The sequence below is a fragment of the Synechococcus sp. SYN20 genome (assembly GCF_014279555.1).
Lineage (GTDB): Bacteria > Cyanobacteriota > Cyanobacteriia > PCC-6307 > Cyanobiaceae > Synechococcus_C.
Genome location: NZ_CP047959.1, coordinates 818531 through 843816, shown reverse-complemented (window position 1 = coordinate 843816; position 25286 = coordinate 818531). Strand labels below are relative to the sequence as shown.

At 54.2% G+C, this 25286-nt stretch carries 23 protein-coding genes and 1 pseudogene; 11 read left to right on the top strand and 13 right to left on the bottom strand.

The window, feature by feature from the left end; translation table 11 throughout:
• Positions 1–14: 14 nt before the first annotated feature.
• Together SynSYN20_RS14345 and SynSYN20_RS04400 are read left to right on the top strand one after the other, a co-directional pair.
• On the top strand, positions 15–164 hold the full coding sequence (locus SynSYN20_RS14345; RefSeq protein ID WP_222929754.1) for a hypothetical protein: 150 nt from the start codon (positions 15–17) through the stop codon (positions 162–164).
• A gap of 2 nt (positions 165–166) precedes the next feature.
• Positions 167–907 carry a potassium channel family protein gene (locus tag SynSYN20_RS04400; RefSeq protein WP_186524879.1) on the top strand — a complete coding sequence of 247 codons (741 nt, stop codon included), beginning with the start codon at positions 167–169 and terminating at the stop codon, positions 905–907.
• A 52-nt stretch (positions 908–959) separates the two neighbouring features.
• Here SynSYN20_RS04400 and ribD read toward each other — a convergent pair whose 3' ends face one another.
• From ribD to SynSYN20_RS04385, 3 genes are all read right to left on the bottom strand, one after another.
• The gene (gene ribD, locus SynSYN20_RS04395) at positions 960–2078 is read right to left on the bottom strand and encodes a bifunctional diaminohydroxyphosphoribosylaminopyrimidine deaminase/5-amino-6-(5-phosphoribosylamino)uracil reductase RibD (protein ID WP_370586707.1); all 1119 of its coding nucleotides are present in this window, start codon (positions 2076–2078) and stop codon (positions 960–962) included.
• Positions 2045–2542 (bottom strand): DUF3122 domain-containing protein, encoded by a 498-nt coding sequence (locus SynSYN20_RS04390; RefSeq protein WP_186525448.1) that lies wholly within the window; start codon positions 2540–2542, stop codon positions 2045–2047. Before SynSYN20_RS04390 ends, ribD begins: the two co-directional genes overlap by 34 nt.
• A 175-nt stretch (positions 2543–2717) precedes the next feature.
• Positions 2718–5801, bottom strand: a complete 3084-nt coding sequence (locus SynSYN20_RS04385; protein WP_186524878.1) for a glycosyl hydrolase family 18 protein — start codon at positions 5799–5801, stop codon at positions 2718–2720.
• Here SynSYN20_RS04385 and SynSYN20_RS04380 point away from each other — a divergent pair.
• The gene (locus SynSYN20_RS04380) at positions 5800–5997 is read left to right on the top strand and encodes a hypothetical protein (RefSeq protein WP_186524877.1); all 198 of its coding nucleotides are present in this window, start codon (positions 5800–5802) and stop codon (positions 5995–5997) included. The genes SynSYN20_RS04385 and SynSYN20_RS04380 overlap by 2 nt on opposite strands.
• 240 nt (positions 5998–6237) lie before the next feature.
• On the opposite strand, the gene SynSYN20_RS04375 is transcribed toward SynSYN20_RS04380, so the two are convergent.
• Positions 6238–8739, bottom strand: coding sequence for a GH116 family glycosyl hydrolase (locus tag SynSYN20_RS04375; RefSeq protein WP_186524876.1), 2502 nt, complete (start codon positions 8737–8739; stop codon positions 6238–6240).
• Between the two features lie 223 nt (positions 8740–8962).
• On the opposite strand from SynSYN20_RS04375, the gene SynSYN20_RS04370 reads away from it, so the two are divergent.
• Positions 8963–10450: an MFS transporter gene (locus tag SynSYN20_RS04370; RefSeq protein ID WP_255476371.1), complete on the top strand. Its 1488-nt coding sequence runs from the start codon at positions 8963–8965 to the stop codon at positions 10448–10450.
• Here SynSYN20_RS04370 and SynSYN20_RS04365 read toward each other — a convergent pair.
• On the bottom strand, positions 10435–10704 hold the full coding sequence (locus SynSYN20_RS04365; protein ID WP_186525447.1) for a hypothetical protein: 270 nt from the start codon (positions 10702–10704) through the stop codon (positions 10435–10437). The genes SynSYN20_RS04370 and SynSYN20_RS04365 overlap by 16 nt on opposite strands.
• A 74-nt stretch (positions 10705–10778) precedes the next feature.
• On the opposite strand from SynSYN20_RS04365, the gene SynSYN20_RS04360 reads away from it, so the two are divergent.
• Positions 10779–11279 (top strand): hypothetical protein, encoded by a 501-nt coding sequence (locus SynSYN20_RS04360; protein ID WP_186524874.1) that lies wholly within the window; start codon positions 10779–10781, stop codon positions 11277–11279.
• Positions 11276–12238 carry a hypothetical protein gene (locus SynSYN20_RS04355; RefSeq protein WP_186524873.1) on the top strand — a complete coding sequence of 321 codons (963 nt, stop codon included), beginning with the start codon at positions 11276–11278 and terminating at the stop codon, positions 12236–12238. Before SynSYN20_RS04360 ends, SynSYN20_RS04355 begins: the two co-directional genes overlap by 4 nt.
• Before the next feature lie 14 nt (positions 12239–12252).
• On the opposite strand, the gene SynSYN20_RS04350 is transcribed toward SynSYN20_RS04355, so the two are convergent.
• Positions 12253–13317 carry a sulfotransferase gene (locus SynSYN20_RS04350; RefSeq protein WP_186524872.1) on the bottom strand — a complete coding sequence of 355 codons (1065 nt, stop codon included), beginning with the start codon at positions 13315–13317 and terminating at the stop codon, positions 12253–12255.
• Between the two features lie 149 nt (positions 13318–13466).
• On the opposite strand from SynSYN20_RS04350, the gene SynSYN20_RS04345 reads away from it, so the two are divergent.
• The 4 genes from SynSYN20_RS04345 to SynSYN20_RS04330 all read left to right on the top strand — a co-directional run bounded on the left by SynSYN20_RS04345 (position 13467) and on the right by SynSYN20_RS04330 (position 16429).
• A complete protein-coding gene (locus tag SynSYN20_RS04345; RefSeq protein ID WP_186524871.1) occupies positions 13467–14495 on the top strand; it encodes a helix-turn-helix domain-containing protein in 1029 nt (342 codons plus the stop codon).
• 325 nt (positions 14496–14820) lie between these two features.
• Positions 14821–15108 (top strand): hypothetical protein, encoded by a 288-nt coding sequence (locus tag SynSYN20_RS04340; protein WP_186524870.1) that lies wholly within the window; start codon positions 14821–14823, stop codon positions 15106–15108.
• A gap of 89 nt (positions 15109–15197) precedes the next feature.
• Entirely contained in the window at positions 15198–16052 is an 855-nt protein-coding gene (locus SynSYN20_RS04335; protein WP_186524869.1) for a bile acid:sodium symporter family protein, read from the top strand.
• Between the two features lie 206 nt (positions 16053–16258).
• Positions 16259–16429, top strand: coding sequence for a hypothetical protein (locus SynSYN20_RS04330; RefSeq protein WP_186524868.1), 171 nt, complete (start codon positions 16259–16261; stop codon positions 16427–16429).
• Here the strand turns inward: SynSYN20_RS04330 and SynSYN20_RS04325 are convergent.
• From SynSYN20_RS04325 to SynSYN20_RS04305, 5 genes and pseudogenes are all read right to left on the bottom strand, one after another.
• The gene (locus SynSYN20_RS04325; protein WP_255476370.1) at positions 16413–17972 is read right to left on the bottom strand and encodes a metallophosphoesterase; all 1560 of its coding nucleotides are present in this window, start codon (positions 17970–17972) and stop codon (positions 16413–16415) included. The two genes, SynSYN20_RS04330 and SynSYN20_RS04325, sit on opposite strands and share 17 nt — an antisense overlap.
• On the bottom strand, positions 17969–19279 hold the full coding sequence (locus tag SynSYN20_RS04320; protein ID WP_186524867.1) for a diacylglycerol kinase family protein: 1311 nt from the start codon (positions 19277–19279) through the stop codon (positions 17969–17971). Before SynSYN20_RS04320 ends, SynSYN20_RS04325 begins: the two co-directional genes overlap by 4 nt.
• A gap of 23 nt (positions 19280–19302) precedes the next feature.
• Positions 19303–20157 carry a phosphatase PAP2 family protein gene (locus SynSYN20_RS04315; protein WP_186524866.1) on the bottom strand — a complete coding sequence of 285 codons (855 nt, stop codon included), beginning with the start codon at positions 20155–20157 and terminating at the stop codon, positions 19303–19305.
• Between the two features lie 93 nt (positions 20158–20250).
• Positions 20251–20469 (bottom strand): annotated as a pseudogene (locus SynSYN20_RS04310) (formylglycine-generating enzyme family protein); the annotation flags it as partial.
• Positions 20470–20531: 62 nt separating this feature from the next.
• The gene (locus SynSYN20_RS04305; RefSeq protein WP_186524865.1) at positions 20532–21542 is read right to left on the bottom strand and encodes a neuromedin U; all 1011 of its coding nucleotides are present in this window, start codon (positions 21540–21542) and stop codon (positions 20532–20534) included.
• A 144-nt stretch (positions 21543–21686) separates the two neighbouring features.
• On the opposite strand from SynSYN20_RS04305, the gene SynSYN20_RS04300 reads away from it, so the two are divergent.
• Positions 21687–22760: an outer membrane protein gene (locus SynSYN20_RS04300; protein WP_255476369.1), complete on the top strand. Its 1074-nt coding sequence runs from the start codon at positions 21687–21689 to the stop codon at positions 22758–22760.
• Positions 22761–22833: 73 nt separating this feature from the next.
• On the opposite strand, the gene SynSYN20_RS04295 is transcribed toward SynSYN20_RS04300, so the two are convergent.
• Both SynSYN20_RS04295 and SynSYN20_RS04290 read right to left on the bottom strand, forming a co-directional pair.
• On the bottom strand, positions 22834–23979 hold the full coding sequence (locus SynSYN20_RS04295) for a DUF1254 domain-containing protein (protein ID WP_370586725.1): 1146 nt from the start codon (positions 23977–23979) through the stop codon (positions 22834–22836).
• Between the two features lie 131 nt (positions 23980–24110).
• Entirely contained in the window at positions 24111–25223 is a 1113-nt protein-coding gene (locus SynSYN20_RS04290) for a DUF1254 domain-containing protein (RefSeq protein WP_255476368.1), read from the bottom strand.
• Between the last annotated feature and the right edge of the window lie 63 nt (positions 25224–25286).

Sequence of the window (25286 nt, the reverse complement as noted above, 5' to 3'; positions counted from 1 at the left end):
TGTTTCCCTGATGGGTGCGCGTACTGGGAGGAGAACCGAACGCCTTGGCGTCTAGACCAGCCAGTGCGTTCGCAAGGACCATGAACAACAGGCAAACCAAGCACCTTGCTGGGCTCGTTGGCGTTCGCGATTGTTGGAATCCTGAGCCTGGCGGAATGCTCTGAAGATGAAATCAGATCGATCAAAGCGCCGCCATCGAGAAAAAATCTATGAGCTGCTTCTGGGCCTGTGCGTTGTCGTGCTGGTGAGCTTTGCTTTTCCACGCTTGAGCTGGATCGGCCCCCTGGGTTACGGCCTCATCGCCCTGCTGCTCACGCAATTGGTGATGATCCGCAAAGAGACGCTGACGCTGGGAGATCGTTTGTACCAGCTCCTAGGCCTCGGAGCTCTTAGTGCCCTGCTGTTGTGGCAAATCACGCCTGTGCGCTGGGTGGTGAGCGGCGTACCACTCGTGCTCACTTGGAGTGTTTTGGTGGGCTGGAGCGTGATCCGCTTGGTGGAACGGCTCTCCCAGGAACGCAAAGTGACGGCTGGCTTGCTGATGGGTGCGGCCGCTGGCTATCTGCTTTTGGGTCTCACCGCTGGATTGGTGATGAGTGCGGTGGAAACCATTCAGCCAGGCAGTTTCGAACCACTCAACATCCTTCAAGAATCTTCCAGTGGGCCCAACGCCAGCGTGCTGGTTTCCGTGAGAGCTTTTTCCCAAATCAACTATTTCGCTTTTATCTGCTTAACCACGGTGGGCTTTGGAGACATCCAACCGGTCATGCCGGTCTCGCGGATGCTGGCGGTGGTGACAGGAATCATTGGACCGCTTTATTTAGCGGTGGTGATGGGAGTTCTGATCGGTCGCTACACCAACCAAGTGGAAGAAAAAGACATTTTTGAGCACGACGATCGACGGTGAGTGCAGAGGTCAGCCAAGGGAAGATCTTGAAGTATTCGATCAAAAGGTTGGGTTAAGGATCCTGAGTAAGAGCTCGCAAGAGCAGATCACACCCCAACCGCTCTGCAGTGTGCGCTGACAGCGAAATGACCTGATCCATCTCCAAGAAACCCAGGTCACCAAGGGGCGTTCGCGCCAATGTGCCTCCAAGAAGCTTGGGGGCAATCACAACCGCCAACTCCTGCACACACCCTTGCTGTAGAGCTGCTGCTGCCAAGGCCGGGCCGCATTCCCAAAGCACCCGGTTGCAGCCTCTTTGAGCCAAGGCTTCCAGAAGGTCCAAGGGCTCGCTGGCCAAAAGTTCAAGAGGTTCCGGGCCCTCAGGCAGAGAGCGATCAGCTCTAGCTGGCCCATGGGCAAGAAGCGTTGATGCCAGGCTTGTGTCCCAAAGTTGTGCGTAAGCAGGCAGGTCAAGGCTCCGGCTCAGGACCACGCGCAAGGGTTCGGGCGAACGGGCTCCACGGCTGGTGAGCAGGGGGTTATCAGCGCGCACGGTGCCGCCTCCCACAATCACCGCATCACAGTCAGCCCGCAACTGATGCACCCAAGCGCGAGCTGGAGGGGCACTAATCCACTGACTTTCGCCATTCGGCAGGGCGGTGCGGCCATCCAAGCTCATCGCCCACTTGAGAAGGCCCCAGGGACGTCCGGTTTGAACGCGATGCACAAAGGCTCGGTTTTGTTGCGCCGCTTCTGCATGCAGCACCCCTGTGATCACCTCCAATCCAGCATCTCTCAAACGCTGAATGCCACCACCAGCCACTCGCGGATCAGGATCTTTAAGGGCGACGACCACGCGCTGAATGCCGGCCTGAATCACTGCCTCCGTGCAGGGGGGCGTGCGGCCCTGATGACAGCAGGGCTCAAGCGTGACGATGATCGTGCCGCCCTTGGCGCGCGTCCCAGCTTGGGCAAGCGCACCCACCTCGGCATGCGCCTCGCCTGCTTTGGCGTGAAAGCCTTCGCCCACCAGGGCTCCTTGCACGTCAAGAACCACTGCCCCCACCAAGGGGTTGGGGCTGGTTTGGCCGTCCGCCAAGGCTGCTAATTGCAGCGCCCGGCGCATCCAAACCGTCCAGCGATTGGGGCCGGTCTGCATCAACTCAGCGGCTGGGTTTGGACGTCGCGCCATTCACCCACCACATAGGGAGGAACGGGCAATTCGTTGAACACGCCGGGGAGAAACAAACGCAGCGGACGATTGTTGCTCAGATCAGCGAGGAGAGGATCAAGCGCAAATTCGGCGGCAGCTTCACGGCCATCACTGGCAAGAGCAGAATTCTCAAGAGTGATGTCGTCTAATTTCCACTCCCTCACTCCAGCCTGAACAAGCAACGAGACGGGATGATCGAGCCTGACCTTGCCGGGATAGCCCACAATCCGCAGCACCACCGGATTTCCTGGCTTCCCAGTGCGATAGGCAACGGCCTGCCAGCTGTCGTAATCAAGGTCACGCAAACTTTCAAGACTGCGCAGCATCGGTGCTCCAGCCTCATCGTTGTGCTGATGCACCTGAGCAAGGGCTGCATTTGGGGTGATCAGCAGCAGCAGCATCGCCGCTAACAAGGAAACCAAAAGTCGACGCAGCACGCCCATTCCTTCAAACCAATCGATGCAGCCATCATCGGCGCTGCCTGCAAGGACTGCGGGACTCAAAGGCCTCAGAAAGACAAAAATAAAAACATCCTCCCCCCTAATCGGAAGAAGGATTGAGCTGATGCATGGGTCTTAGCATTACTTTTTTTTTTAAAAGCAATGAGCGAAACTTGATTCAAGCAAAAGCAGTAAAATCACTCACACTAAACACACCATTACCGCCAAGAATAGCATCAAACTCTGGGGCATTCTCAACCGCTTCCGAATAGGAACCACCCTGACGAAGAATGTCATCAGCAGCTTTCACTAAACTCAGATCACCCTCAGCATCATTGCTTATGGCCCAGAACATCATTCCACCGAGATCCTTCTCTTGCACATAAGCGGCTTTGCCAGCAATCGTGGCGGTGGTTTCAATCGAACTCCATTCATCACCGTTATAGATAAAGGCCGCTTTGCTGTTGTCATCCCAGTAGAGATTGGTCTGCCCCGTGATGACATCAGACACGATGTCTTTGTAGTCATAAACCCCAGCTTCAAATGACCCTTGCGCCGCAGCACCCATGCCTAATTGTTGATAACCAAAGGTGCCACCATCCTCAACACCACCCCAAGCCCGGGTATAAGCAGGAGCTCCTAAAACAACCTTATTGAGGGCAACCCCAGCTTCTTCAAAGACAGACACCGCTGTGGTGACATCGTAATTGTTGGCATCACCTGTCATCGCGGCTTGATGCCCCGTTTGATTCTCCCAACCTCCGTGGAAGTCGTAGGTCATTACATTGTAAAAATCGACATAGGAATCGATTCCAGCAAGATTGAGATTGGCGAGTTTTTCTGAGCCTCCCGCCGTAGCGATCGAGACCTCATAGTTTCCGCCAGTTTGCAACTCGAGTGCATCAAGCTCGCTGCGCAACTGTTCCAGAACTAAAGCAAAATTTGCCCCATCATTGGAACTCGATGCATTTCCCAAATCACCACCACCGCCGGGGTATTCCCAATCAAAATCCACCACACTGAAGAACTCATAGGTGTTGAAAATATCCACCACATCACTTGTGAACTGATCACGGCCTGCTTGCGTTGCAAAGGCCGTGCTGAACTCATCGGAGAGCGTCCATCCACCAAGGGCAAAGCCAAGCTCAACATTGGGGTTGAGATCCTTGAAGCGGCTCAGTTGCTCGAAATTACCGGCATCTTGAGGTCCCGCATTATTCCAACCAACGGGAACACTGGTAACCGTGACAGAGTCAGCCGTTTCAGTGATGGTGTAGCGATCTGAGTTGTAAGCAGCAATCAGAGCTGGATCAACGGCCTGATACTCAGCTGTTGTGAAGGTACGACTCACTTGATCAGCAGCATCAAAGCGCTTCTCCTGTGCTGCATAAGTATCAAACAGCTGAACAGAGCCATCGGCTTTGACATCAAAAAAGCTGTAGTTGAGATGGGTCATCGCTTGCCCATTCACATCAGACAGATTGATATCGCGCTCATACACACCCCATTCCTCGAAATAGGTGACGATGCGCTTATCACTACCCCCATTCGGAGTCTGAACATCAACCGAGGTTGCAACAGTGGCTTCAATAGAGGGCTCAACCATTGGTGTTGAAGCTGGGCTTTCTGCAACAACAACACTCTCCCTGAAATCAAACACCTGAGCAGGGTCGATGAACTCACCAGCTGCCTGGTAATAGGACGCCTGCGAGGCACCTGGAGCCAATGGAGCAGCCCATGACTTCGGAGAAATGGAGACGTCGTAGCGACCATCGCTACGCAGCGCAGACGTCACTTCAAAGTTGCTAACCATTGTGAGTGGAGCATCCATCACAACATCCACACTCCAATCGTTTCCGGCAGAACCATCACCAACATTGGTCACGGTGATTTCGCCCGCGAAGATCCCAGACCATCCGTCGGTGATCGTGGCCGACACAGAGAGTCCTTGCGGATCTGGCATTACAGAGGGGGCATCGATCAGCGGTGATGTCTGATCAACAGGTGATGTCTCAACAACAACAGGTGTTTCACCAACAATCGGTGCGACGGTGCCGCTGACTTCGTTATGAACGGAAGCAGGATCCCCCACAACGCTTGTTTCAACGAAAAACATTGCATTGGTGAGGGCCCCCGAATCCGACAGTCCCGTACTCCCTGCGTTGAAAGACAGACCCACAGACCCACCAGCCGGAATCTCAAGACCCCAAGCTGGAGGAGTGATCATCACCTGATAAGTACCGCCACCGAGATCAGTCACGGAGGATTCCGCCGACCAACTCTCAAAACCGGGTTGATTGGTCAAGAAAGTGAACGACCAATCCTGCAGCCCAACATTCGAATTGTTTGAGAGTGTGAGCGTTCCACCCATTCCGCCGGAATAAAGTTGGCCCGCAACCGAGGCCTGAAGTTCAGCTGCACTCGTCAAAACAGTGTCGATATCTGAAACCACCATGGTCTTGCCCATGGCAGCCATTCCTTCGGAAGACATGCCATCGCCAGGCATCGAATGCTGATGCATTGAATGGTCATGCATGGAGTGAGGCGACTCCATCGCCATAACGGTGAAGTCAGGACTCACCATCTGACCAGCTCGCACCTGTTCGCCATCGGTGGAAGCACCACTGGGAGCCTGGGGTGTGAGCAGACCAGCTCGGCTCACCAGGGAAACCTCGTCTTCCGTGAAGCCAAAAGGAACTTCGAGGTTGTCTTCCATCACCTGATCATGATGAAACTCGAGATTGGCGCCGATCAACTCGCTGCGCTGAACTCCCTTTAAGAGAACACTTTGATTTGTGGGCTCAAACTGAATCAACAATCCCTGATCCGTATCAACAACAAACAGGCGTTCGCGTGTGCCCGTATACAGAAAACTTAGTTTTTGGGTTTGAGGATCAAAGTCATTAATCACCTCTTGAACACCAAACTGATGGGAGCGCACGTACACGGTTCCCGGCTCTCGAGCACCAATATTTTTCTCCCAAGACAGCACAGCTCCAATGTCTTGGCGCAGGTGTTCATTACCAACAACACCAAGATTATCCAGGCTGAGATCGTTCCAACTTAAACCCAGCATTGCTTGTACTTGATCGGCCCAGGGATTCACAATCGCTGCTGTGCCATCAGGCAAGGCACCAAGAATGAGGCCATGAACAGAAATCTCACCAAAGTCAAGGCGATCTCTTGTTGGATCAAAATCAGTGATATCAGATCCTGCAGGATTGGCCTGATAAGTCATACCACCGCCAAAGAAATCAGACATGAATGAAGATCAAAAAGGAATAGAGCAAGGAATAAAAGATCGATTAATCGATAGCCAGCAGCAAAGAATTTACCAATACCAAACCAACAGGTCTAAGACCAAAGACCAATCCAATCGCGATGCATTTAGTGCACAGCAAAAGCAAGAGTGGCAGCTACTGAGAAAACTTGGCAGCTCTATTCAGAACAGCAATTAGCCATGATTAATCGGTACTTTTCCAAACTCAACAACAATTTTGACAGCAGGACTGAACGCAAACATGCCCCAAATTCAACAAATCATGACTAATTACTTCTGGGCCGCAACAAACAAAAAATCCTACTCAAAGAGCAGGCGTAAAAACAAAAACCGAAGCCAATAGAAACCACTCATTTGATCAACTTTGGTCAACTAGAGAATCAAAAGCTGGTAAAGGGCTGACTCAACTGTTCACTCTTCAAGCCCGCTGCGCGCCCGGAATCGTTTCCCAATCGGTATGCGTGGCCCAGAGGCCCCAGATCGCCATCGCCCGCAGATAGTGGCAGGCCCGAAATGTGTTCACCGCAGTGATCGCCTCTGGGGTGCGGAATTGCAAGCCCCCCGAATACACCTGGGTGACCACCGCTGAGCAGATCGCTTCTGCGGTTTTGCCCTCTCCCATCAAGCGGTAATAGCTGGCGATTCCAAAATTGATCCCCGTCCACACCTCCAGGGGATGGGTGCCATTCGGATCCAAGGGCGTGCCATCACGGCGCAAGCCATTGGCCACCCCGAGCGATCCGCCAGCAAAGTTGTCAAAGCAGGCTTCCTTCACCGCCTTCAAGGTGCTGCGGCTGTTGGCTTCACTCACCACCGGTGGTAACTCCAGCAAGCGCGCATAGAAATCACCGCAGAGCTGATCTGCCATCACCACGGGTGTGCCGCTTTCGGCATCGATGTCGTAGTACTCGCCGTTCCAAAGGAGCTTGTCGAAATTGGCGCGTGATTGCTCTAGCCAGCCACTGAAGGTGTGCTGCTCCTCACCGGTCTCCAATCCCAACTCCAGCTGCAGTCGTTGGGCCATCGCCAAGGCCGCCTCCAAGGCCGCAATCCAGAGCGCACCGCAATAGGCACTCACCCCCTTCAGCGGCCAATCATCAAAGGTTTGATCCGGGGCGCCGCCGTTATCGGGCAGGCCATCGTCATTCACATCAAATTGCTTGAGGTAGTGCAACGCCTGCACCGCCGCTGGCCAGCACTCCGCCAGAAAACCCAGATCTTCTCCGGTGGGCGCCAATTTGAACGTGCGCCACACCTGCAACACGTAGTCACTGGCGAGATCTTTCCAGAGATTGCAGTCTTGATAGGCGGTGTAATTGGTGGCATCAAACGGCACCTCATTCGGTGCTCCCAAATCGTGGGGTGTAGCCCCCTTCACCTTGCGGTCTGCTTCCACCCGGCCGCGGCCCTGGGTGAAATACCAACCGATCGGCCGTTGGGTGGCATCCGCCGCCGGAATCGCCCGGGCAAAGCTGCGAATCACCGCCTTATCCAGCTCCGGCCAAAGCTGCAGCAAGGCAAAGGAGCCGTACAAACGCACATCCAGGCTTTCGTACCAGGCGTAATCGAGGCACTCGAGCACCCCAAAGCGGCCGTAGGGATCCTTGGAGCTAGCAGCCGTCCAGAGGCTGCCGCCACTGGCAAGGTCGTAGAGCTCGTTGAACAGCGCCATGCGCAGCTCTTCCGGCAACTCCTTGCGCGCCAACACCGGCGCTTGCCAGGCTTCGATTTGCTCGTGCCACGACGTCCAATCGCGCAGGGCTTCTGCCGCAATCGCCGCCGCGTGGCAACCATCAACGCCATAAAAATCGCTATATCGGCGCAGGTCGCGCACCCCCGTCGCAAAGCTCGTGACCGGTAGATCCCAGCTGATCGCCACCGGAATCTCTCGGATTTCACCCGGCGCGAGGGTGAATTTCACGGCGATCGCCGCACTGGCGTGCTCACCCTTGCGGCTGGCGCGATCGTTGTTGCTATCGGGAATCACCCCGTCCGCAGCAAAGGGCTGCCAAAGCTCGGCACCATCACCACTGGGATCCCAGCGGCTGCAGCGCATCAGCTCCACCCCTTCCAGCGTGTCTGGCAGAGCCAGACACCACTGCCCTTCCCCTTCCGCCAGCGGCGTTGAGCGCTTGCCATCGAGCAGCACCCCGCTCAGGCCATCGCCATCAACCCAGCGGTTCCTCTGACCCTCGCCAGCTCCAATCGCCGGGGCGTAGTTGTGCTCGGGGCTGCCGTCATCACGAAAGTGCACCTCCGCCGAGGAATCGGTATTGGTGAACCAGCCCACCGTGTTGCGCCAACTCAGCAGCAACGACAGCTCTAAGGGCTTGTTGGTGGGGTTGCTGAGCGTCCAGCGGAACACCGCCACCGGATAACTGCTGCGTTGATAATCACCCGGAAGGATCGGGCTGAACGCCTCGCAGCTCACGCCAGCGCGAAACACCCCTTCGTAGTGGTTCCAGCTCAGGGGGTAGCGAGCGGCATAGGTGCCGGTGCTGGTCTCCTCCGTACTAGCGGGATACCACTGCCAGCTGCTGAGCGGTTTGCCCGACTCCGGCCTGGAATCATCGCGCGTTGGCTCTGTGGCCAAGGCATGCACGCGCACCTGATCGCCCTGCTGTTCCCAGAGCGCGAATTGGCAATCGGGAATGCTGCCGTACCAATGCTCACCGCCATCGAGGTGCCAAAGGTTGAAGTCACCGCGGGAGCTGCGGCCGATACAACCGGCACCAAAACCACCCAGGGGCATGCCATGCCAGGGGCCATCGTCGAGGTTGCTGGCGTAGCGCACCGTGAACGGGGACTGCCAACCCAAGCCAAACGAACGGCTCCAGCTGGCTTCTGGTGGTTGCCAGTCCTTTGCTGATGAGCCGCGGCTCAGCCGTGAACGCAATGCGGACAGTCCGAGCGGTGCCATGCAAAGGCCGAAAGTGGACCCAGATTGCCAGAGCTGGCCAGAAGAGCCAGGGCCTTGCTATTAGCTAGGCGACTGAACCCTTCGCAACTGCAGCCTTTAAAGGCTCACCGGCAGCCAAGCCCCCACCCCTTCGCCGTTAGCGATGCCCTGATGGAGAACGCGTGAGAACCCAGTGAGAGTAGGCAATTTAAGGGAATTGCAATCGCTAGCTTGCATCCCCTTTTTGGGCATCCTTGCCAGCCTGCAGCTGATCGATCCCAGCGTGGCCAATATCGCCTTGGTGAAAGCCAGTGATGCCTTGCAGATGCATGGCGCTGTGTTGGCCCTGGGCGCCAGCGTTTCCACCCTGGCCCAAGCCGCATCGGTGCTGGTAATGGGCTTTTTCGGCGATCGTTTTGGCCGGCGCAGGGTGCTGGCAGCCTCGCTGCTGCTGGCTCTGTTGGGGAATCTGCTTTCAATGCTGTCCGGCGAGGCGGGCCTCTTCCTGCTCGGCCGTGCCCTCACCGGCATCGCCCTCGGCTCGGTGCTCACCAGCACCTTTGCCAGCGTGCGCTTCGTGACACCCGCCGCTGGCGTAAACGCAGCCCTTGGCCTCTGGAACCTGCTAATCGTGGTGGGCTTCATCAGCGGCTCCCTGATCGGTGGCTGGATGGCCACGATCCATTGGCGCCTGTCTTTTTTGCTGGTGCCGATCATTTGCAGCTCCAGCCTGCTGCTCTTACCAGCACTGCTGCCAGCGATTCCAGGCAATCGCGCCCTCAAGCCCGACCTCCCTGGCCTGGCGAGCATCGCGATCGCCATGGTGCTGTTTTTATTTGGCATCAACCACGCCGCTTTAGGGCTGCGCAGCCCCAGCTTCTGGCTGCCGGCCTGCAGCGGACTGCTGTTGTTTGTGCTGCACATCAGCCTTGAGCGGCGCAGCCGCAAACCGATGTTTCCGCCGCGGCTGTACCTGCGTGGTTTCTTTGCCGCAGCGGTGATCAATGGGATCGGCTGGAATGTGGCCCAAGCGGTGGTGCAGCTGCAAACCAGCAACTTCTGGCAGCTGGTGCAGGGGTACAGCACCAGTGCGGTGGCCTTCGCTCAGCTGCCCTTCCTGATCTGTTTTGGCGTGGCGGGGATCTACGCGGGGCGCTGGATGGGTCCTGGCCGGCGCACCTTGGAGTTGATGGCGGGCGGCAGCCTGACGCTGGTGCTCGGCCTCGCTCTGTTCGCCATCGTGCAAGTGCAAACGCCCTATTGGCAGCTTCTGCCGGCCCTGATGCTGGCCGGCCTCGGCCTGGCCTTTGTGGCGGTGCCGCAATCCGCCTTGTTTGTGCAGGAAGCACCGCAGGATTGCTTTGGATCAGTGCTGGCCTTTCGCACCACCAGCGGCCAGCTGGGCTTTGCCTTTGGGCTCGCCGCCAGCGGCACGATGATCAGCGGCTTTGGCTTCCATGATCTGCACAGCCGCATGCAAGCCGCCGGACTGGGCTTGGAGCATTTGCCCCAACGCGATGAGCAGATTCGTTTGTTTTTGCGCAATAGCCCGATCTCGCTTGAGGGATCGGCGTCTCAGCAATGGCTCAAGCTGCTGCGTGAGGCCTACACCCAGGGGCTAGCCGGAACGATGTTGGTCGTGGCGGTGCTCACGGGGCTGCTGTTTGCGATCAGCTTGCTGCTGTTGATCATTGGCCGCGAGCAACAACTGCTCCATCAAGAAGGTTCCTGAGCGATACCGTCTTCCGCATCAAGCAGGGCATCGAGCGTGACCGCTGTACGCACCAGCGCTTGATAGCGCTGCAACACCCGACGATTTCGCTCCAGCCAGCGGGCTGCATCGGCTGGTGCATCGCGGCTGCCCCCAGCCACCAAACCAGAGGGATTATCCACATCCATCAGCTCTAAATCACCCTGTTGGGCTAGGAGGGCCAAAAGAATGTCGTGCAGACGTTGCCGGCGCTCCTTGATCCCATTGGTGCACATTTTCACCACACCGCAAGCGTTGTGGCCATCTTGAAGGGATGGAGGTCATATTCCTCCGCGCATCCACCCTTTTCATGCTTGTTTCCAAACGAAGCAAGGTGCTGACAGCTCTGCTGGCGCTCTGCAGCGGCCTTGGTGCTCCAGCGGTATTTGCCGAGGAGCTTTACGTGCTCGACACCACCTGCAGCACCCCAACCTCCCCCAACTTTTCTTGCCAAGTGAAGGCCATTGATGTGGATGACACCACGGAATATCGCCATCGCTTTGGCTCACGCACGGTGAGTTACCGCGTGATGGAAGACCCCTACGTCCGCATCGAAGGACAGGCCTATCAAGGCGCACCGTGGACATCGGTGAAAAACGCCTCGATCAATTTCAAAAAGGAAGAGCTTTGCTTCAACAGCAAGGCCTTTTGCGTCAACAATCCCACCTTTCTGGCCGATGTGTTGACCCAAGGGGGGCAGGCCATTCAAGGCCGCACCCGCCTCGGCATGGCTTTTGCCGGCAACGGCCGCGTGGATGTGACCTGCTTTGACAACGGCTGCGATCGACTGATGGAGGCGATTCAAAAATGACGAACAAAGCCAAAACAAAAGGCCTGGCAGGAGCGATCGGCGTTTTGCTAATGCTGCAACCAGCAGCCGCCCTCTCCGCCCTTGAGACCACACCAACGTCTGCCGCACCAACATCAGCCACAGAAGAGCTGCTGATCAGCCAACGCGGCGGACGCGGCGGGGGCGGCTCCAGAAGTGGTGGATCGCGCAGCAGTGGGTCGCGCAGCAGCTCTCGTCGCAGTGGTTCGCGCTCCAGCAGTCGCTCCAGCAGTGGCCGCACCGGATTTAGTTCCTACAGCGGCAGCCGCCAAGGGAGCCGGCAGTCCACCCGCAGCAACCGCCAAACCACACGCAGCAGCACGAGCAGCAACCGGCAAAGCGCGCGCAGCGGCACCCGAGATACGCGCCAAACCAGCCGCACCGACAACCGCGGAACGCGCCAAAACTCGCGCAGCAGCAATGTTGATTCCCGTCAGCAGGGACGCACGAGCCGCACGGATCAACGCCAGAGCGGCCGCAGTGATCGGGTGAACAATCGTGCCGAGACCCGCCGCGATGCCGTGAACAACTGGGATCGCTACGGCAACGGTTGGTACAGCGGATCGAACTGGTCGAACAATCGCCCCTGGAACAACGGCTGGTATGGCGGGTCCTATTACAACAACTGGGGTTGGTACCCGGGTCAAGCAGCCGCCTGGGGACTCGCTGGCATGGCCACCTTTGGCACCATCAACAGCCTGGTGAATTCAGCGCAGTCCAGCCAAGTGAGCTACATCGATGTTCCCAACTCTGATTACACGCTGTATTACCCCAGCGTGACGGCCACGGGGGATGTGGTGAGCTTTGAAGCCGACAACGGCTACAACACCGTGCGCTTCAACGCCAACTGCCGCGATGGCACCCTCAACGGCGGAGCACCGCTCAATGCCAATGAGGCCCAATTGCTGAATGCGGCCTGTCAGGTGGCCTTCGGTCAATAAAGGATCACACCGGCTCAGCTGAGCAACGCCTGAAGGCGTTGCTCAGCCTCCGGCTCCAAGACAACAGGCTCCGCTTGATACGCCCTGCCCTTGGCAATGCGGGCCGCAATCGCCTCGCGCGCAGAGTTCCAGCCTCCAATTTCAAGAGCGCCGTAAATCCGCTGCAGCGTGTTCAGCGGTGACTGCACCAAGTCGTCGTAAGCGATCTCCACCAGCTGCCCCTTGGGGATCAAATGCCGCGACCGAGCAAAGGCCTCTTGCAATTGGTCATGGGCCGCCGCTGTTTCCTCCACTTGACGCAGGCTGGATGGAGGCTCTTGCAGGCCTACCAATTGAGCTAACCGCTGCTTGACCTGCGCAAGCGAACGAATCGAATCGATCGGCCACCGGTACAGATAGACAAACCGGGCCCGCGGAAACAGACGCAGTAGCAAAGCAACCCGTGCGGTATGCGCAGAATTTTTGATCACCAGGTGGTTTTTACCAGCTCCCTCATGCAACCAGGTAAGGCGAGTGAAATGAAGCAACGTCTGCTCAAACTCGGGCGTGCTGTTGAGCACAGCGCGGCGGAAATGCGTTGGGTAGTGCTGAGGAAAAGCAATGCCCGCCATGTTGGTGTCCATGGTGAGCCGGGCCAACCCCACCTCGTCTTCCTGGGGATCCTCTGCTCCCCAGGGCACAGCATCGATGGGGCGATGCTGTGTCATCCCCCACTTCAACAGGCGCTTGAGCAGCGGTTTCAGCACCAAGGCGGCCTGCGGCGCAATCGTGAAGTGGTTGCGAGCGGTGGCGGCAGCTGGATCAGCCGCCAACAGCTGGTGCAGATAGGTGGTGCCGCTGCGCCAGTGACCAATCACCACCACTGGGTTATCAGGGCAGGCGCAAGCCTGAATCCTGCGCCCATAGATCAGGGCTTGCAGCCAGGCAAACGGCTCGACCGCCAAGCCGCTGGCCGTAAGCAACAACGCAACGGGAAAACGCCTTGGGGACACGGATCCATGCCTTAACCCAGCAAGCAGCGTGGTGGGGCGAATGCATCCCCCAGCGACCAGCACATCGAAAAGGCGAGACACAGACATCACAAATCTAGAAACCCGCAGCCCGCAGGGACAGAACGAAGGCTCATTTCGAAACCGCAATGGTCCCCAACAAAGTACTTAGGGAGTTTTATTGCCATTTTTAGAGAAAACTATGCATAATTTGCACACCATTGCGTGAGGAGCCGAGCATGTTGCAGACCCCAAGCGCAATAACCAGCCAATATTCTGTCCCTCCCGGCTCATCGCAAAGCATTAGTTGGAGTACCAAATTTAACTCCGCCAGCGAATTAGCCGCTGTGCTCTTAAGGCTTGGCAAACAATTTGATGTTTTACAGCTGTCTACCGGTCAACTTCAAGGCCACTTCTCTGTTGTTCACCTCAATGAGCTCAGCATTTTTAGTATTCAAACCAATCAGCTGCTTTTACTCAACGGCGAACGCGGACAAGATTGCATCACGTTTAGTTTAGAAACGAGTGGAAACCATTCTGATCACAAAGTTTACTGCCAATCCATTGAATCCCATTCCCTGCATGGATTCAAACTAGATCTCAACGAAAGCCATTTCCAATTAACAGCAAGCTCAACAACTGTTATCGCCATCACCTCAGCCAAAAAATTCTGTAGATTTCTTGAGTGCTGCGGAGCGTTTGAATTACGGGATAGTCTCTATACCAGCAATTCATTACAGCTAAATCCAGCACATTATTCTGCAATTGCAAACAATCTTTGCTGGCATTTAAACAACCCATCTAACAACCCAGAATTGCGTTCACTGCATACAGGAGAGATCTTCGCGCTGATGCTGGAAGCGCTTTCAAGCAGAAACAATCACTCCTTCAAGGCATTCGAACTAGTACCACGCCAACAACTGGTTTGCAAATTGATCAGTTGGGGATTCGATAACAGCACAAACCCGCTCAAGCTTGATGATGTCAGCAACATTCTCTTTAGCTCAAGGCGCACTCTCATACAAGGTTGCAAAGAAAACTTCCGAATGGGACCAATGGAGCTGCTTCGCTTAATCCGCCTCGAGGAAGTGAACCATTTCCTCAGATCCAAAGAGCTACGCAGGGAACTAAAGCTAAATAAGGTAGGAGAAATTGCAAGTCATTTTGGCTTCTCAAGTCGAGGACATTTTTCAGCTTCCTATCAAAATCACTTTGGCGAATCACCAAGGCAAACACTTTCGAAAGCAAACATGATCCATACGATGTAAGCGAAAATGAAGTTGAGAAAGACCAATCCCTACTCCTTCAAGACGCACACTCCCTCGATGCATCAAAATCATTGATGCAGAAAAACTCGCTTACAATGAGGAGGTCTAAGTAACGATCGTGTCTGCCAGCATCATCAGCTCATCGCATCTTGAAACCTTCTCACAACTATCAAATAGTGATCAGGTTGATTAGCACATAACAATTGGATTTCACTCTGCAAGCGAACTGAAGCAGCTGTTCATTCTGATCGGAAAATCCTTTGACGTGATTCAAGTCAGCTGAGGTGCACTGCATGGACAGTTCAGCCTGACAGAAATAGGCAGTATGGTCCTGCTAGAAAACCGCACCAATCAACGCCTACTCCTGAATGGAGATAGAGAAGCCGATTGCATGAGTTTTTGTTTTGAAGCCACAGGACTGGCCGATGAACACCTGATGTACAACAAACCGATTGCGCCCTATTCCCTCAATGGATTTCGCAAAGGGCAGAAAGAATCACACTTCCAACTCACAGCAAACACAAACGTGAACTCATTCGGCTACGCAGCGACCCCTACCTCTACCAAGACGAGCCTTCCCATTCGATTGCCACAGCAACATCTGTTTTGGTAATCGGAGTCTTGGCATTCTTATTGCTGCTTTCCGGATTGATCTGAGCCAGCAACCATTCCCCCTTTGTCAAAACATCTTTCCCTATTCCGATGTCACTCCTGATTTCACTGGTCCTCTTTTTCATCATGGTGTCACTGGGCCTCAACCTGCCCAGCCTGCAATTCGGGCTTCTCAAGCGCAGGCCTGCTTTGATCATTCGCGTGTTGCTTGCCACCTGCGTTGCCATGCCAATCGCAGCACTTCTGCTATTGCAATGTCCTCTGGGAGATGGTCTTTCGCCTGCGATCAAAATGGCAGTCATGCTGATGGCAATCTGCCCAAGCGCTCCCATGATTGCCTTGAAGAGCAGAAAACTAGTGGAGAACCCTGAATTAGCAACAAGGCTGCAATTTTGGACAGCTTGCGCAGCCATCATCAGCGTCCCGCTTTGGGTCAGTCAGCTGCCAAGCGAAGCAGGTGAAACCGTGTGGAATATCCCAAGTCAAGACGTTGCCTTCCAGATCTTGACCGTGCAGTTGATTCCACTCCTGGTGGGAGTATCACTCCGACGATGGCGAAGTGAGTGGGCGGAACGCTGGAATTCACTGATTCAAAAAATAGCAACTGCGCTGTTATTAGCCCTCTTGGTCTTAATCCTGATTGTGGCTTTACCACAAGCAGCGCCGATGCTGATCGGCAACCTCAAAGGTGCCTTATTAATGCTGATCCTCACCTGGATCGCACTCGCTCTAGGGTTTGCGATTGCGGGCGAGGATAGTGTTGAGCGCAGCACTATTCCGCTGGTTCTTTCCATGCGCAATCCAGGCCTAGCGTTATTGATCGTTCAACAGATGGCTCCCGGCGCGATGGACATTAAGGCTGCTGTCGTGGGCTACGTCGTGATCACAGCAATCGGATCTGTACCGTTCATGAAATGGCGCAAAAAAACCACATCACAGGCTTAATGCGTCGAAAACAACGAAATCACAACCATGCAAAACGATCCAATTAATAAAGCCCCGCTCAAGTTAAAACCTCATAGAGGATCCAACTTGAGCCCTTATTTATTTCCGCTGCGATCGGTTACGTTGTCACACTTAAAGCACCATTATTTGCAAGCTTAATCATAAGCTGCCTTTTGTTAATCTTGCTAAGCAGACTGCACAATCGCTTGCATCAACCTTTGCTCTGGTGGTCTGGGATCGGACTCTGCAGCGGAAGTTTCCAGGGAACAGCGTCATCGTTCTTGGCCTATTGGGCCCTGGATGGATCAGCCACCAGCTCAGGATGGTTCAACGCAATCAGTGATTCGTTCAATCAAGAGTTCACGACCTCAAGCTGATCGGATCAGGATCTGCATCCAGCCAACTCTTGCCATCTCGGCACGACACCAAAGGCGTTAAACGGATGGTGAGGGGGCGCCCCTCTGCAACGTCAACACGCAAACCGCTGTAGCCATCGCGTCCCCCTGCATCAGTCGAGTTTCGCCCAATAAACAGCTCGCTCGTTGCCACCACCCTGGTCTTTCCATCCACTGTTTGTTCCGTAATCTCAGCACCTTCCCGTCGCTGAGCTCGCAATCCATAGCCACTGCCACCACAAATCACCCAGTTGATGTGGCTGTCTGCATGTCCCGTGTCATGGGTGCGAAGCACCTCTAGGCAATGGGCGTGCCCACTGAGCACAAGATCAACGGGTTTGGCCGATCCGAGCTCCTCCCCGAGGGCTCTCACAACAGCATCGAAAACAGCGCGCAATTGCCTGCGAATCGCATGCGTATCGGCCTGGTTGCATTTTGTTTTCTCGGTGACATAGGCCGGGTGATGCATCGTCAAAATCCTGCCCCTCACTTCTGGATCGCGATGGGATGTGATTAACCCCTCCTTGAGCCATTCCAGTTGCTCATGATCAACTAGCGCTGCTTGATTGATCTGATTGAGTTGCTTAATTTGACGTTGAAGATCGAAGCATTCCTCCTGGAGCGTTTCCAACGCATCAAACAGTTCATCTCGGTGGGTTTCATCGAGGTTGCTACTCGCCAATGTTTTGTAGAGAGTGGTTCGACGTTCTTCAAGACTGCGCAAATCTCCTCGCAAGTTGCGAAGATTATTCGTTGGTTTTTCGGGCGTCATCAGGGTGTTCGAATCGATCGCAAACACATCAACACCAGCCTGTCGGAAACGAAAATAACGATTGGGGAGACGCGTGTTCACACCAGGCCGGTATCGCAAACATCGATGTCCATCCCAAACAGCGTCGTAATGCAACTCGAGATGGTCCGTCAGCCGGGCTGGGGGGATTTGATTCAGAACATCCAAAAACACGCGGGCATAGGTCTCACCCTGCCGAGAGCCGCGCCAGCCAGCATCGACATCATCAAACCATTGCAAATAGCGGCGCAACGGAAGGGTCAGCCCCGCGAGCAAGGCAATAGGCAGTGAAAGGTCGTAGTAATCGTGATTACCAGGAACTGGCAAAAATGGTTGATTAAAGACCAAGCCTTCAGGGCTCATGCTTTTCCAAGCGTTGCCGTGATCAAGCCATTCCCGGTAGGGCCTTAGAAAGTTGGCGCGGTACTGATCCAAAGCGCCAACCAGATAAACCACATCTCCGGTGTGCAGCAGAAATGCTGCATCCGCCTTATGGGGTAGCAGTCGTTCAGCAATCCGACGGGGAGGACTCTGGAAGCGATGACGACCAGTACCACTATCGCCAAGAACCAAAAAGTGAAAGGCATCGTCGATGCCGGGGTTGTCATTCCCCTGGTCAATCACGAGTCGGGTCTGATCAATCCCTTGGCGAATCAGCTCTGGATGCTTCCAGCGCACGCGAGCGGCCATCTTGCTGATCTTCCGCTGGATGCTGGGATCACTGGCGAAGTTCAAGATTTCAAGGGGATTGGAGCGACCACCTGCAGGGCTCCAGAATTCACACTCAAAGTAATCGTTTTCGCATCGAGAACTTCACCATCGATCACCAATTTCTGAACATCATCCAGTTCAATTTGTAGTTCTTTAGTTCGAAAACAAGCAATGTTGTTGTTGTGATTGGCGCTACTGCTCATGATCGCTGACCAAGCAAGACTTGAGAGCACCGAAAGCCCACTGATGCGGTCCTTCGGAGAAGCGACAATCACCTCGAGCAATCCATCGTCTGGAATCACCTCTCCAAAACCCTGGGCCATCACGGATGTGGCCGGAGCGGCATTGGCCATCGTGATCGCGCTGGCATCAAGCCTGTATTCCTTTCCATCAATCTGCATTGTGGCGCGGAAAGGTTGCTGATCCACCAGCTGCCGGGCACCTGAAAAAATGTAGGCCATGGGTCCGAGAATGTTCTTTAATTCACGGCTCGCTTTATCAACCATTCCTGCCTCAAAGCCGAGGCCAGCCAACAAAATCATCGGTCGGTTATTGCACAGAGCAACATCAACCCGACGCAGGTTGCCAAGGAGCAAATTAGTGCAAGCGGCCTTCAATCCCGTAGGAATTCCCAGCGCAACCGAAAAGGCATTGGCGGTGCCACGGGGAATGATGCCAAGGGGAATATTGCTGTTTTGAAGGGCACTAGCAACGGCACCAACCGTGCCATCGCCGCCCGAGGCAATGATGATCGAATCTCCCTCCCCTTCAGCATCAAAGGCATTGATCTCCTTGATCAAGTCTTTGGCTTGTTGCGCTGGGTCTAAGTCAGATCGAGTTCTCCAAATCTGCAGCATGAACTGAGGTTCAAGATAAGAGCGAATTTCGGCCAGCTCGGCTTCAGGATCTCCTTGACCGGAGACGGGATTAAAAATCAGATACCCCCTGCGGCTTCTTTTCACGCCCTGCATCAACGCCGATGCCGTCGCTGGATTCAGGGCAACCGGCAGGTCTTGGAGCAGTGCTGCACGAACCAACGGCTCAGACAACACATCCCTGGCATGACGTTCAGGGGGTGAGGGGAAGTGAATGAGACCACTGATCTCACCGTTGAGGATCGTGGCGGCCATCGCAATATCTCCGCCTTGGCGAATCGCCCGAGCCTGAACGATCGAGAGGCCCTGCAAGGGATAGCGCTTCGCGAGCTCCTGCAGCACGTCTTCTGCGATCAAGAGTGAAAACCCAGATAGCAGTTGGGTGTTGTTGATGATCCACGTCCCAAGGGCTGGGCAGACGTCTAAATCAGCGTTCAGGACAAGGGTTGAGGGCATGGCTTGGTCATGGGATAAGTCGTTCAGGGACGCAGCGCTTGTTGCTCGAGCTCGCAGTCGATGCCGTTTGCGTTTTGATTCAGCGCTTGTTGCGCCTTAACTTCTGCTGCTGCTGCACGTAAATCAGCGCGAAAGACGGGATTGGCGTGCAGCTGGGCCACGGTTGCTGAGCCGATGAGCTGCCCCGCCTGCACGTCGCTGTACCAGTGCACATTGCAGACGTTTCGGCTCTTTCCATACTCAATCCCACGTTGGAGAATTTGATCCTGTTGGCTTGGAGCAATCTCACTGAGGATCAGAGCCCAGGCCCAGCCCACTGATGTGTGCCCCGACGGATAAGAACCGTCGGATCGGAGTATCAACTCATCTTCAGGGGTGCAGATCGACTGTCTATTGCTCACGAATGGCCTAGGCCGTTGGTAATGCATCTTTGCTTTGTAAGAAGCAAGTCCCGCGTCGGTCAGTGAGCGACGCAGGAGCGTGTACAGCCTGGGTGTTCGCTCCTCAGAAATCTCAACTCCCAAACTGCAGGAAAAAATTGACGCAGCAGCAGGGAAGTTGAGATCGGCATCCGTTGCGGCTTGGTTCCAGCGTGGGGTCTCCTGAAGAGCAATGTTGAGGTTGGCGTACTCATCATCAAGCGCCTGTGCCGCTGATCCTGGAGCAGGCGGCGGAGCAAGCAGCTTTAGGGAATCAGGAAGAGTGTCCTGTGCGAGGTAGCCCTGCACAAGACCGTGTTTCAGCTCCTTCAGATCAGAAGGGGATCCCACGTTGGATTCACAGTGGCTTGGTGCATCCGCGGCTTGAACAGGACCTCCAAGCGGCAGCCCCCCACCGAGCAAAGCCAAGATCAACAGACTGGTTTCAAGCCGGGGCATCAGAGAACAAAAACTTCCCTAAGGATTAGCTACTGGATTCGAGAGCAAACATCGGAAGGGATGAATTGAGCACGATTCGGATCAACTCACATCTCAGCCTGAATCCGCCGCACAACGGAATCCCATATGGCAGGTTGCCGTATCAGTTGTTTGTCCCATCAAAGCCGCTGGCCTGAAGCGATGGCAGTAGTTCTCGGCACAAAGGAAGGATCCACCTTTGATGATCCGACGCTCCTGCTCACCTTTGGGAACCGGAAACAAGGTTGCGGTCCACTCCCAAACATTGCCGCACATAAGGTGATTACCATCAGCGGCAGGGTGAAAAGATCATCTTTACACCCTGCCAAGAGCATCATCAATGAAACTGAAAGTTCTCAACCACCAGTTGGGAACAAGAACTGAACCTGTGCACGTAATGTCCAATCGCCGATGAGAGTTTCACCAGCAACCTCTGGCTTAATCGCATTGTAATAAGCGCTAAGAGAAGCATTGACTGGCTGCTTCCCGAGCACAAAAACGCGACCGAAGCCAGCACCAACAGGAACTGTCCAACCCTTATTATCAGGGGTATTCCAATTTGCAGTAATGATTGGAGAACTGGTTAAATACCACCCCTTAGGAAGGTTGTAATTCAAAAAGGGCTGGATCAACATTTTGTTGACATCATTTTTCTTGCCATCCCCAGCAAACGACCAAATGTTATTAATCAAACCACCGGCAACGATTTTTCCTTTTGTGTAAACCAAAACGCCTGTAGGACCAGCACTCCACTGACCAGAACTAAGCCTACTGTCAGTAGCTGTTGGGAGAACCACTGTGGGTCCCACACCAACCGTGAAATTGCCTTTCAACGTGGGTACCAAGAACACCGATGGATTGATATCTCCAAGTGCCTGAATCGAGGTACCGCCAACCCACGGCTGGGAAATAAAAGGCACAATCGTACGTGTGACCAATGTCAGGCCATCGCTCACCTTGAAGGGAATAACCGGCTGAACATTGACTACATTTTGAGTCTGATTCTGCTTGGCCTTGGGGTCCAAAAGATTCGGCGCCCATTGCGTATTTGGAGTGCTGTTCCACTGAATGGGAAGGCTGATCAAACTGGCAATCGGGTTTTGCGCCGCCTTCGCCAATGAACCCTCCTCCGCAGCAACCGATTCGCCTGGAGTCACCGTGACCGGTTGATTATCCGTACCAGGAGGTTGACCGTCTGCAGAAGCCTGTGCAATTTCACTGTGGACGAGAGGCGTGAAATCAAAATCAACAGGGTCAGCGACCAAAAAATCAGACTTCTCTTGCGCCTCAGCAACGGAAGGGGCCAGAAGGGCCACACATCCAAGCAGCCATACAAGGCCTAAACGCCCACGGAAACGCGAAATCATCAATTTGATCCAAAAACCGATTGAGTTTTATTGCATCAAACCAAGCCGACAAGGGCATCCCACAAAAATCAGCACGAATGGGATCAGATTCGGCAGCAATAACAAATGGCCCCGCTTAAATTTCAGCGAATCTCAACTCCATACGTGACACGCTTTCTGCCCCTGGCTCTCATCGCTCCACTAAGCATGCTGTGCGTGGAAGCATCGATGAAACCGTTAAATGCGGCAGAAATCACTGATACCAATGAAACTAAGATTGAGACCGATGTAGTAGCCAACGTCGATCCTGAAATCTCACAAACAGAAGAAATTGCACCCCTCGTGCTCAGTCAAGCGAATAATGAAGACACGCAACCCGAACAGGAACAAGATGAGGAAGACAGCTGGCGTGTGTACCTAGATCTCTACGCCTTCTTAGTTCCAACCACTTACAGCTCAACAACCATCAACGGCAATAAAAATGACGCCGAGCTTCCCCTCTCCGATGTGATCGACACCATCGACGAAGCGCTCACCTTTAAAGCCCAGGTTGAATATGGTCGGTTGGGTTTTATGGCCGGTGTTTATCACGGGAGCCTATCCTCAAGCGGGTCTAAATCCTTCTTCAAGGAAACAACAAACCCCCTACGCAATCAGCTCGGACTTCCTTCCGCACTCAGACAGCGCACGATTCGCGTCGATGGAGATCTGGATCTCGATGTTGATGCCAATCAGACCATCGTTGACCTCGCATTTCGCTACCGGGCAGGAGCGATTCAGAAACCACGGATGAAAAAAGGAAGTAGCAGTTTCCTTGGCCTGCTTGGAGCCCGAGTGATCGACGCCAACCTCAACACCAGCTGGTCCGTTCGCAATGAAACCACCGTTTCCGTGGAGGGGCAACGTGTAAGCCGCGAGAACACGCGTGAACTGGAGAAATCCTCCAGCGAAAGCTGGGGTAACACCTGGGTGCAACCGCTGATCGGTGCCTTCGGCACCTACGCCATCAGCGAAGACTGGCAAGCGTTTGCCTACCTGGATGCCGGCGGCTTCGGCTTGAGCGGAGAACAAGATCTGAGCGGAACGGCGCAGGCAGGCATTGCCTATGCCCTGGGAAACTCAGCCCAAATCTCCCTTTCCTATAAGTACTTCGGGCTTGATTACGCCGGAGGCGGTGGCAACGCCTACAGCGTGGACCAAAGCGGCGTGAACCTTGGCCTGCGCTGGCTGTTTGACTGATAATCAATCACACAACATCGGGCATACAAAACGTCAAGTCAAAAAGCCCGGGTTAAAAACCCGGGCTTCAAAGTTATTGAACGGGCTGAAACTGAGGTAGTTTCCAGCTGCCATCGAAATACGACTTTGTTGGAGAGTAAACACGAATAGCCACATTCCAACCCGGATAAATATCAAGATAATTATCCTGATTTTTATCTCCACCTAGATGAATAACATATTCACCTTTTTCATTGGCCTTGGCAAATGCACTGTTGACATTATATTTTTTACCGGTTGAAAACCCTTTGGCGTCATACACCGTGACGGACCAGAAAGCCCGAGGATCATTGGGCACATCCTTCATCACAAGAGTGTGAGGCTCGATGGAGTCAACAATCTTGGGGAAGGGATAGACAGCTCCTTGCTTAGGCAATCCACCCCAGCCCACTGCAACGCCGAAATTACGCAGCTCATCGCTGATCTCTCCCCTTTTGCCAAAAGCGTTCTCCGAGGTCACACCCTCGGGTTCACGGCGAGTGTTGTAATCGGCACGGAGATCAAGAATCTCCTGCATGTTGTAGCGATGGTTAGAGATAAATTCACCTTTGCTGGCCTGCTCCAAGCCAATTTGCTTTTGAACAGCAGCGGCGGCTTGCAAATCAGCGGGATCCTGCATGTTCACCTGTGTGCGCACAAACGCGAACACATAGCGACTCCCTATGGCCTCCTTCGTTAACTCATAACGACCGGGCTTAGCGCTAACAACCGGAATCCAATGCTCCTCATCAACCACTTCAAGGATTTGATAGCGGTCTGTTTCAGGTAAGACAACGGTTGCAGGGCTGTCAAGATCCAGCACTGCAAAGGAGTACAACGTATCGAAATTGGGCCTCAGGATTGTCCGATCCGCTGGATCCATGGCCTTACTGAGGTGCATAAACTCTCCAACACCCGTGCCACACGTTCCCTTGGCAATTTTGCGGACATAATCTTCAAGAATCACCTCCGTCTCAGCGACGGCGTAATTGGCCTTGGTCACCGGTGTGACCGCAGTGGCTTTGGTCTCAATCGCAGCTTCAGGGCAGTTGTGCTTCGTTGCATGCGAGTGACCACTGTCAGCTCTGGTTTGCGAACCAACAAGCAACCCTGCTCCAAGAGCTGAAGCCATCAAGATGGTGCGCGCTTGACGCCTGAACAAACGAAATCCCACTGAGTCGATCATTGTTTTTTTAGTCATAACCATGAATGAAGGGCCTGCATCACTGCAGACCAGCAGCGATGCAGCATTACGCACCATTGGGATCAAAAATGGGGCCTATCCACGGTTGAAGCCATAGGACGCTGATCTTTCGCGATCGCATCAGACACTCACTTCAGCACCAACTCCGGACGCGTCCAGGAGCCATCAAAATAAGCAGGCGTAGGGTTGTAAATCCTCAAGGTGGCATTCCAACCTGGGTAAACGCCAAGGTAATTCTCTTGACTGGAATCACCACCAAAATTCAGCACCACTTCACCTTGATCATTCGCTGTTACGAAGGCACTGTTGACGTTGTAATTGTCACCAACAGGGAAGCCATCCTTGTCGTAAACAGTTAAAGACCAGAATGCATTGTTTCCATAGGGGACATCTTTGAGAGTGAGCGTTTGAGCTTCATCCGAAGACGGCGTATAGAAGAGATAGACAGCCCCTTCTTTTGGTAATCCTCCAATCCCCACAGCAACGCCCATATTATTGCGCTCTGGAGAGATAACACCCTTACGGCCATAGAGGTCTTCAGACTTCACACCTTGCTCATTCCGTTCTTGATTGTAAGCAGCGCGTAAGGCAAGCATCTCCTCGAGGTTCCATCGATTGGGCTGCACAAATTCACCACGATTCGCCTGGCTCACCTTTAATTTCTTCTGCAAATCCCGAGCTTTGGCGAGGTCTTCCGGATCATTCATGTTCACGCCGGTGCGGAACCCTACCAAGGCATTACGACTGCCAACATTTTCCTTGGTTAATTCATAATCGCCAGGGTTCTTGTACACAGATGTATATCCCTGATCATCCACAACCATGGCGCTTTGATAACGACCACCTGTTTCGGGAAGCGTGATCGTTGCCGGATCATTGAGATCCAAAATCAACCATGAATACAAGGTATCGAAATTGATGCGAATCACCGTTCGATCCTTTGGATCTGCTGCTTTGCTGACGTTCAACAGCACACCCATCCCACCGCTGCAGCTTCCCTTGGCAACGTTGGCGATGTACTTGGCAAACACGGTCTGTGTTTCAGCCGCTGCATAGTTTGCCTTCGTGACAGGAACGACTGCATCACTCTGAACAACAACAGCGGGCTCTGGGCAGGTGTTCGAGGGTGCAACCGCTTGTGCTTTCGCGGCAGGGAGAACGGCAACAGAGAGCAGTCCGAGGCTCAGGGCCGACGTGAAACCAGCCAAGCGCCCTGAAACCGAACCAATACCTTGTGCCATGAGCTCTTTCTTTGCTTTTAACGTCCTAATCAAGCTGCAGCGTCTTGTCCGGCCATTCCCTTG

Coding starts and splice junctions, on each gene's coding strand:
- SynSYN20_RS04400 (WP_186524879.1), top strand. CDS start 167: ATGAAATCAGATCGATCAAAGCGCCGCCATCGAGAAAAAATCTATGAG.
- ribD (WP_370586707.1), bottom strand. CDS start 2,078: ATGGCGCGACGTCCAAACCCAGCCGCTGAGTTGATGCAGACCGGCCCC.
- SynSYN20_RS04390 (WP_186525448.1), bottom strand. CDS start 2,542: ATGGGCGTGCTGCGTCGACTTTTGGTTTCCTTGTTAGCGGCGATGCTG.
- SynSYN20_RS04380 (WP_186524877.1), top strand. CDS start 5,800: ATGAATGAAGATCAAAAAGGAATAGAGCAAGGAATAAAAGATCGATTA.
- SynSYN20_RS04385 (WP_186524878.1), bottom strand. CDS start 5,801: ATGTCTGATTTCTTTGGCGGTGGTATGACTTATCAGGCCAATCCTGCA.
- SynSYN20_RS04375 (WP_186524876.1), bottom strand. CDS start 8,739: ATGGCACCGCTCGGACTGTCCGCATTGCGTTCACGGCTGAGCCGCGGC.
- SynSYN20_RS04365 (WP_186525447.1), bottom strand. CDS start 10,704: ATGTGCACCAATGGGATCAAGGAGCGCCGGCAACGTCTGCACGACATT.
- SynSYN20_RS04360 (WP_186524874.1), top strand. CDS start 10,779: ATGCTTGTTTCCAAACGAAGCAAGGTGCTGACAGCTCTGCTGGCGCTC.
- SynSYN20_RS04355 (WP_186524873.1), top strand. CDS start 11,276: ATGACGAACAAAGCCAAAACAAAAGGCCTGGCAGGAGCGATCGGCGTT.
- SynSYN20_RS04350 (WP_186524872.1), bottom strand. CDS start 13,317: ATGTCTGTGTCTCGCCTTTTCGATGTGCTGGTCGCTGGGGGATGCATT.
- SynSYN20_RS04345 (WP_186524871.1), top strand. CDS start 13,467: ATGTTGCAGACCCCAAGCGCAATAACCAGCCAATATTCTGTCCCTCCC.
- SynSYN20_RS04340 (WP_186524870.1), top strand. CDS start 14,821: ATGGTCCTGCTAGAAAACCGCACCAATCAACGCCTACTCCTGAATGGA.
- SynSYN20_RS04335 (WP_186524869.1), top strand. CDS start 15,198: ATGTCACTCCTGATTTCACTGGTCCTCTTTTTCATCATGGTGTCACTG.
- SynSYN20_RS04320 (WP_186524867.1), bottom strand. CDS start 19,279: ATGCCCTCAACCCTTGTCCTGAACGCTGATTTAGACGTCTGCCCAGCC.
- SynSYN20_RS04315 (WP_186524866.1), bottom strand. CDS start 20,157: ATGCCCCGGCTTGAAACCAGTCTGTTGATCTTGGCTTTGCTCGGTGGG.
- SynSYN20_RS04305 (WP_186524865.1), bottom strand. CDS start 21,542: ATGATTTCGCGTTTCCGTGGGCGTTTAGGCCTTGTATGGCTGCTTGGA.
- SynSYN20_RS04295 (WP_370586725.1), bottom strand. CDS start 23,979: ATGACTAAAAAAACAATGATCGACTCAGTGGGATTTCGTTTGTTCAGG.
- SynSYN20_RS04290 (WP_255476368.1), bottom strand. CDS start 25,223: ATGGCACAAGGTATTGGTTCGGTTTCAGGGCGCTTGGCTGGTTTCACG.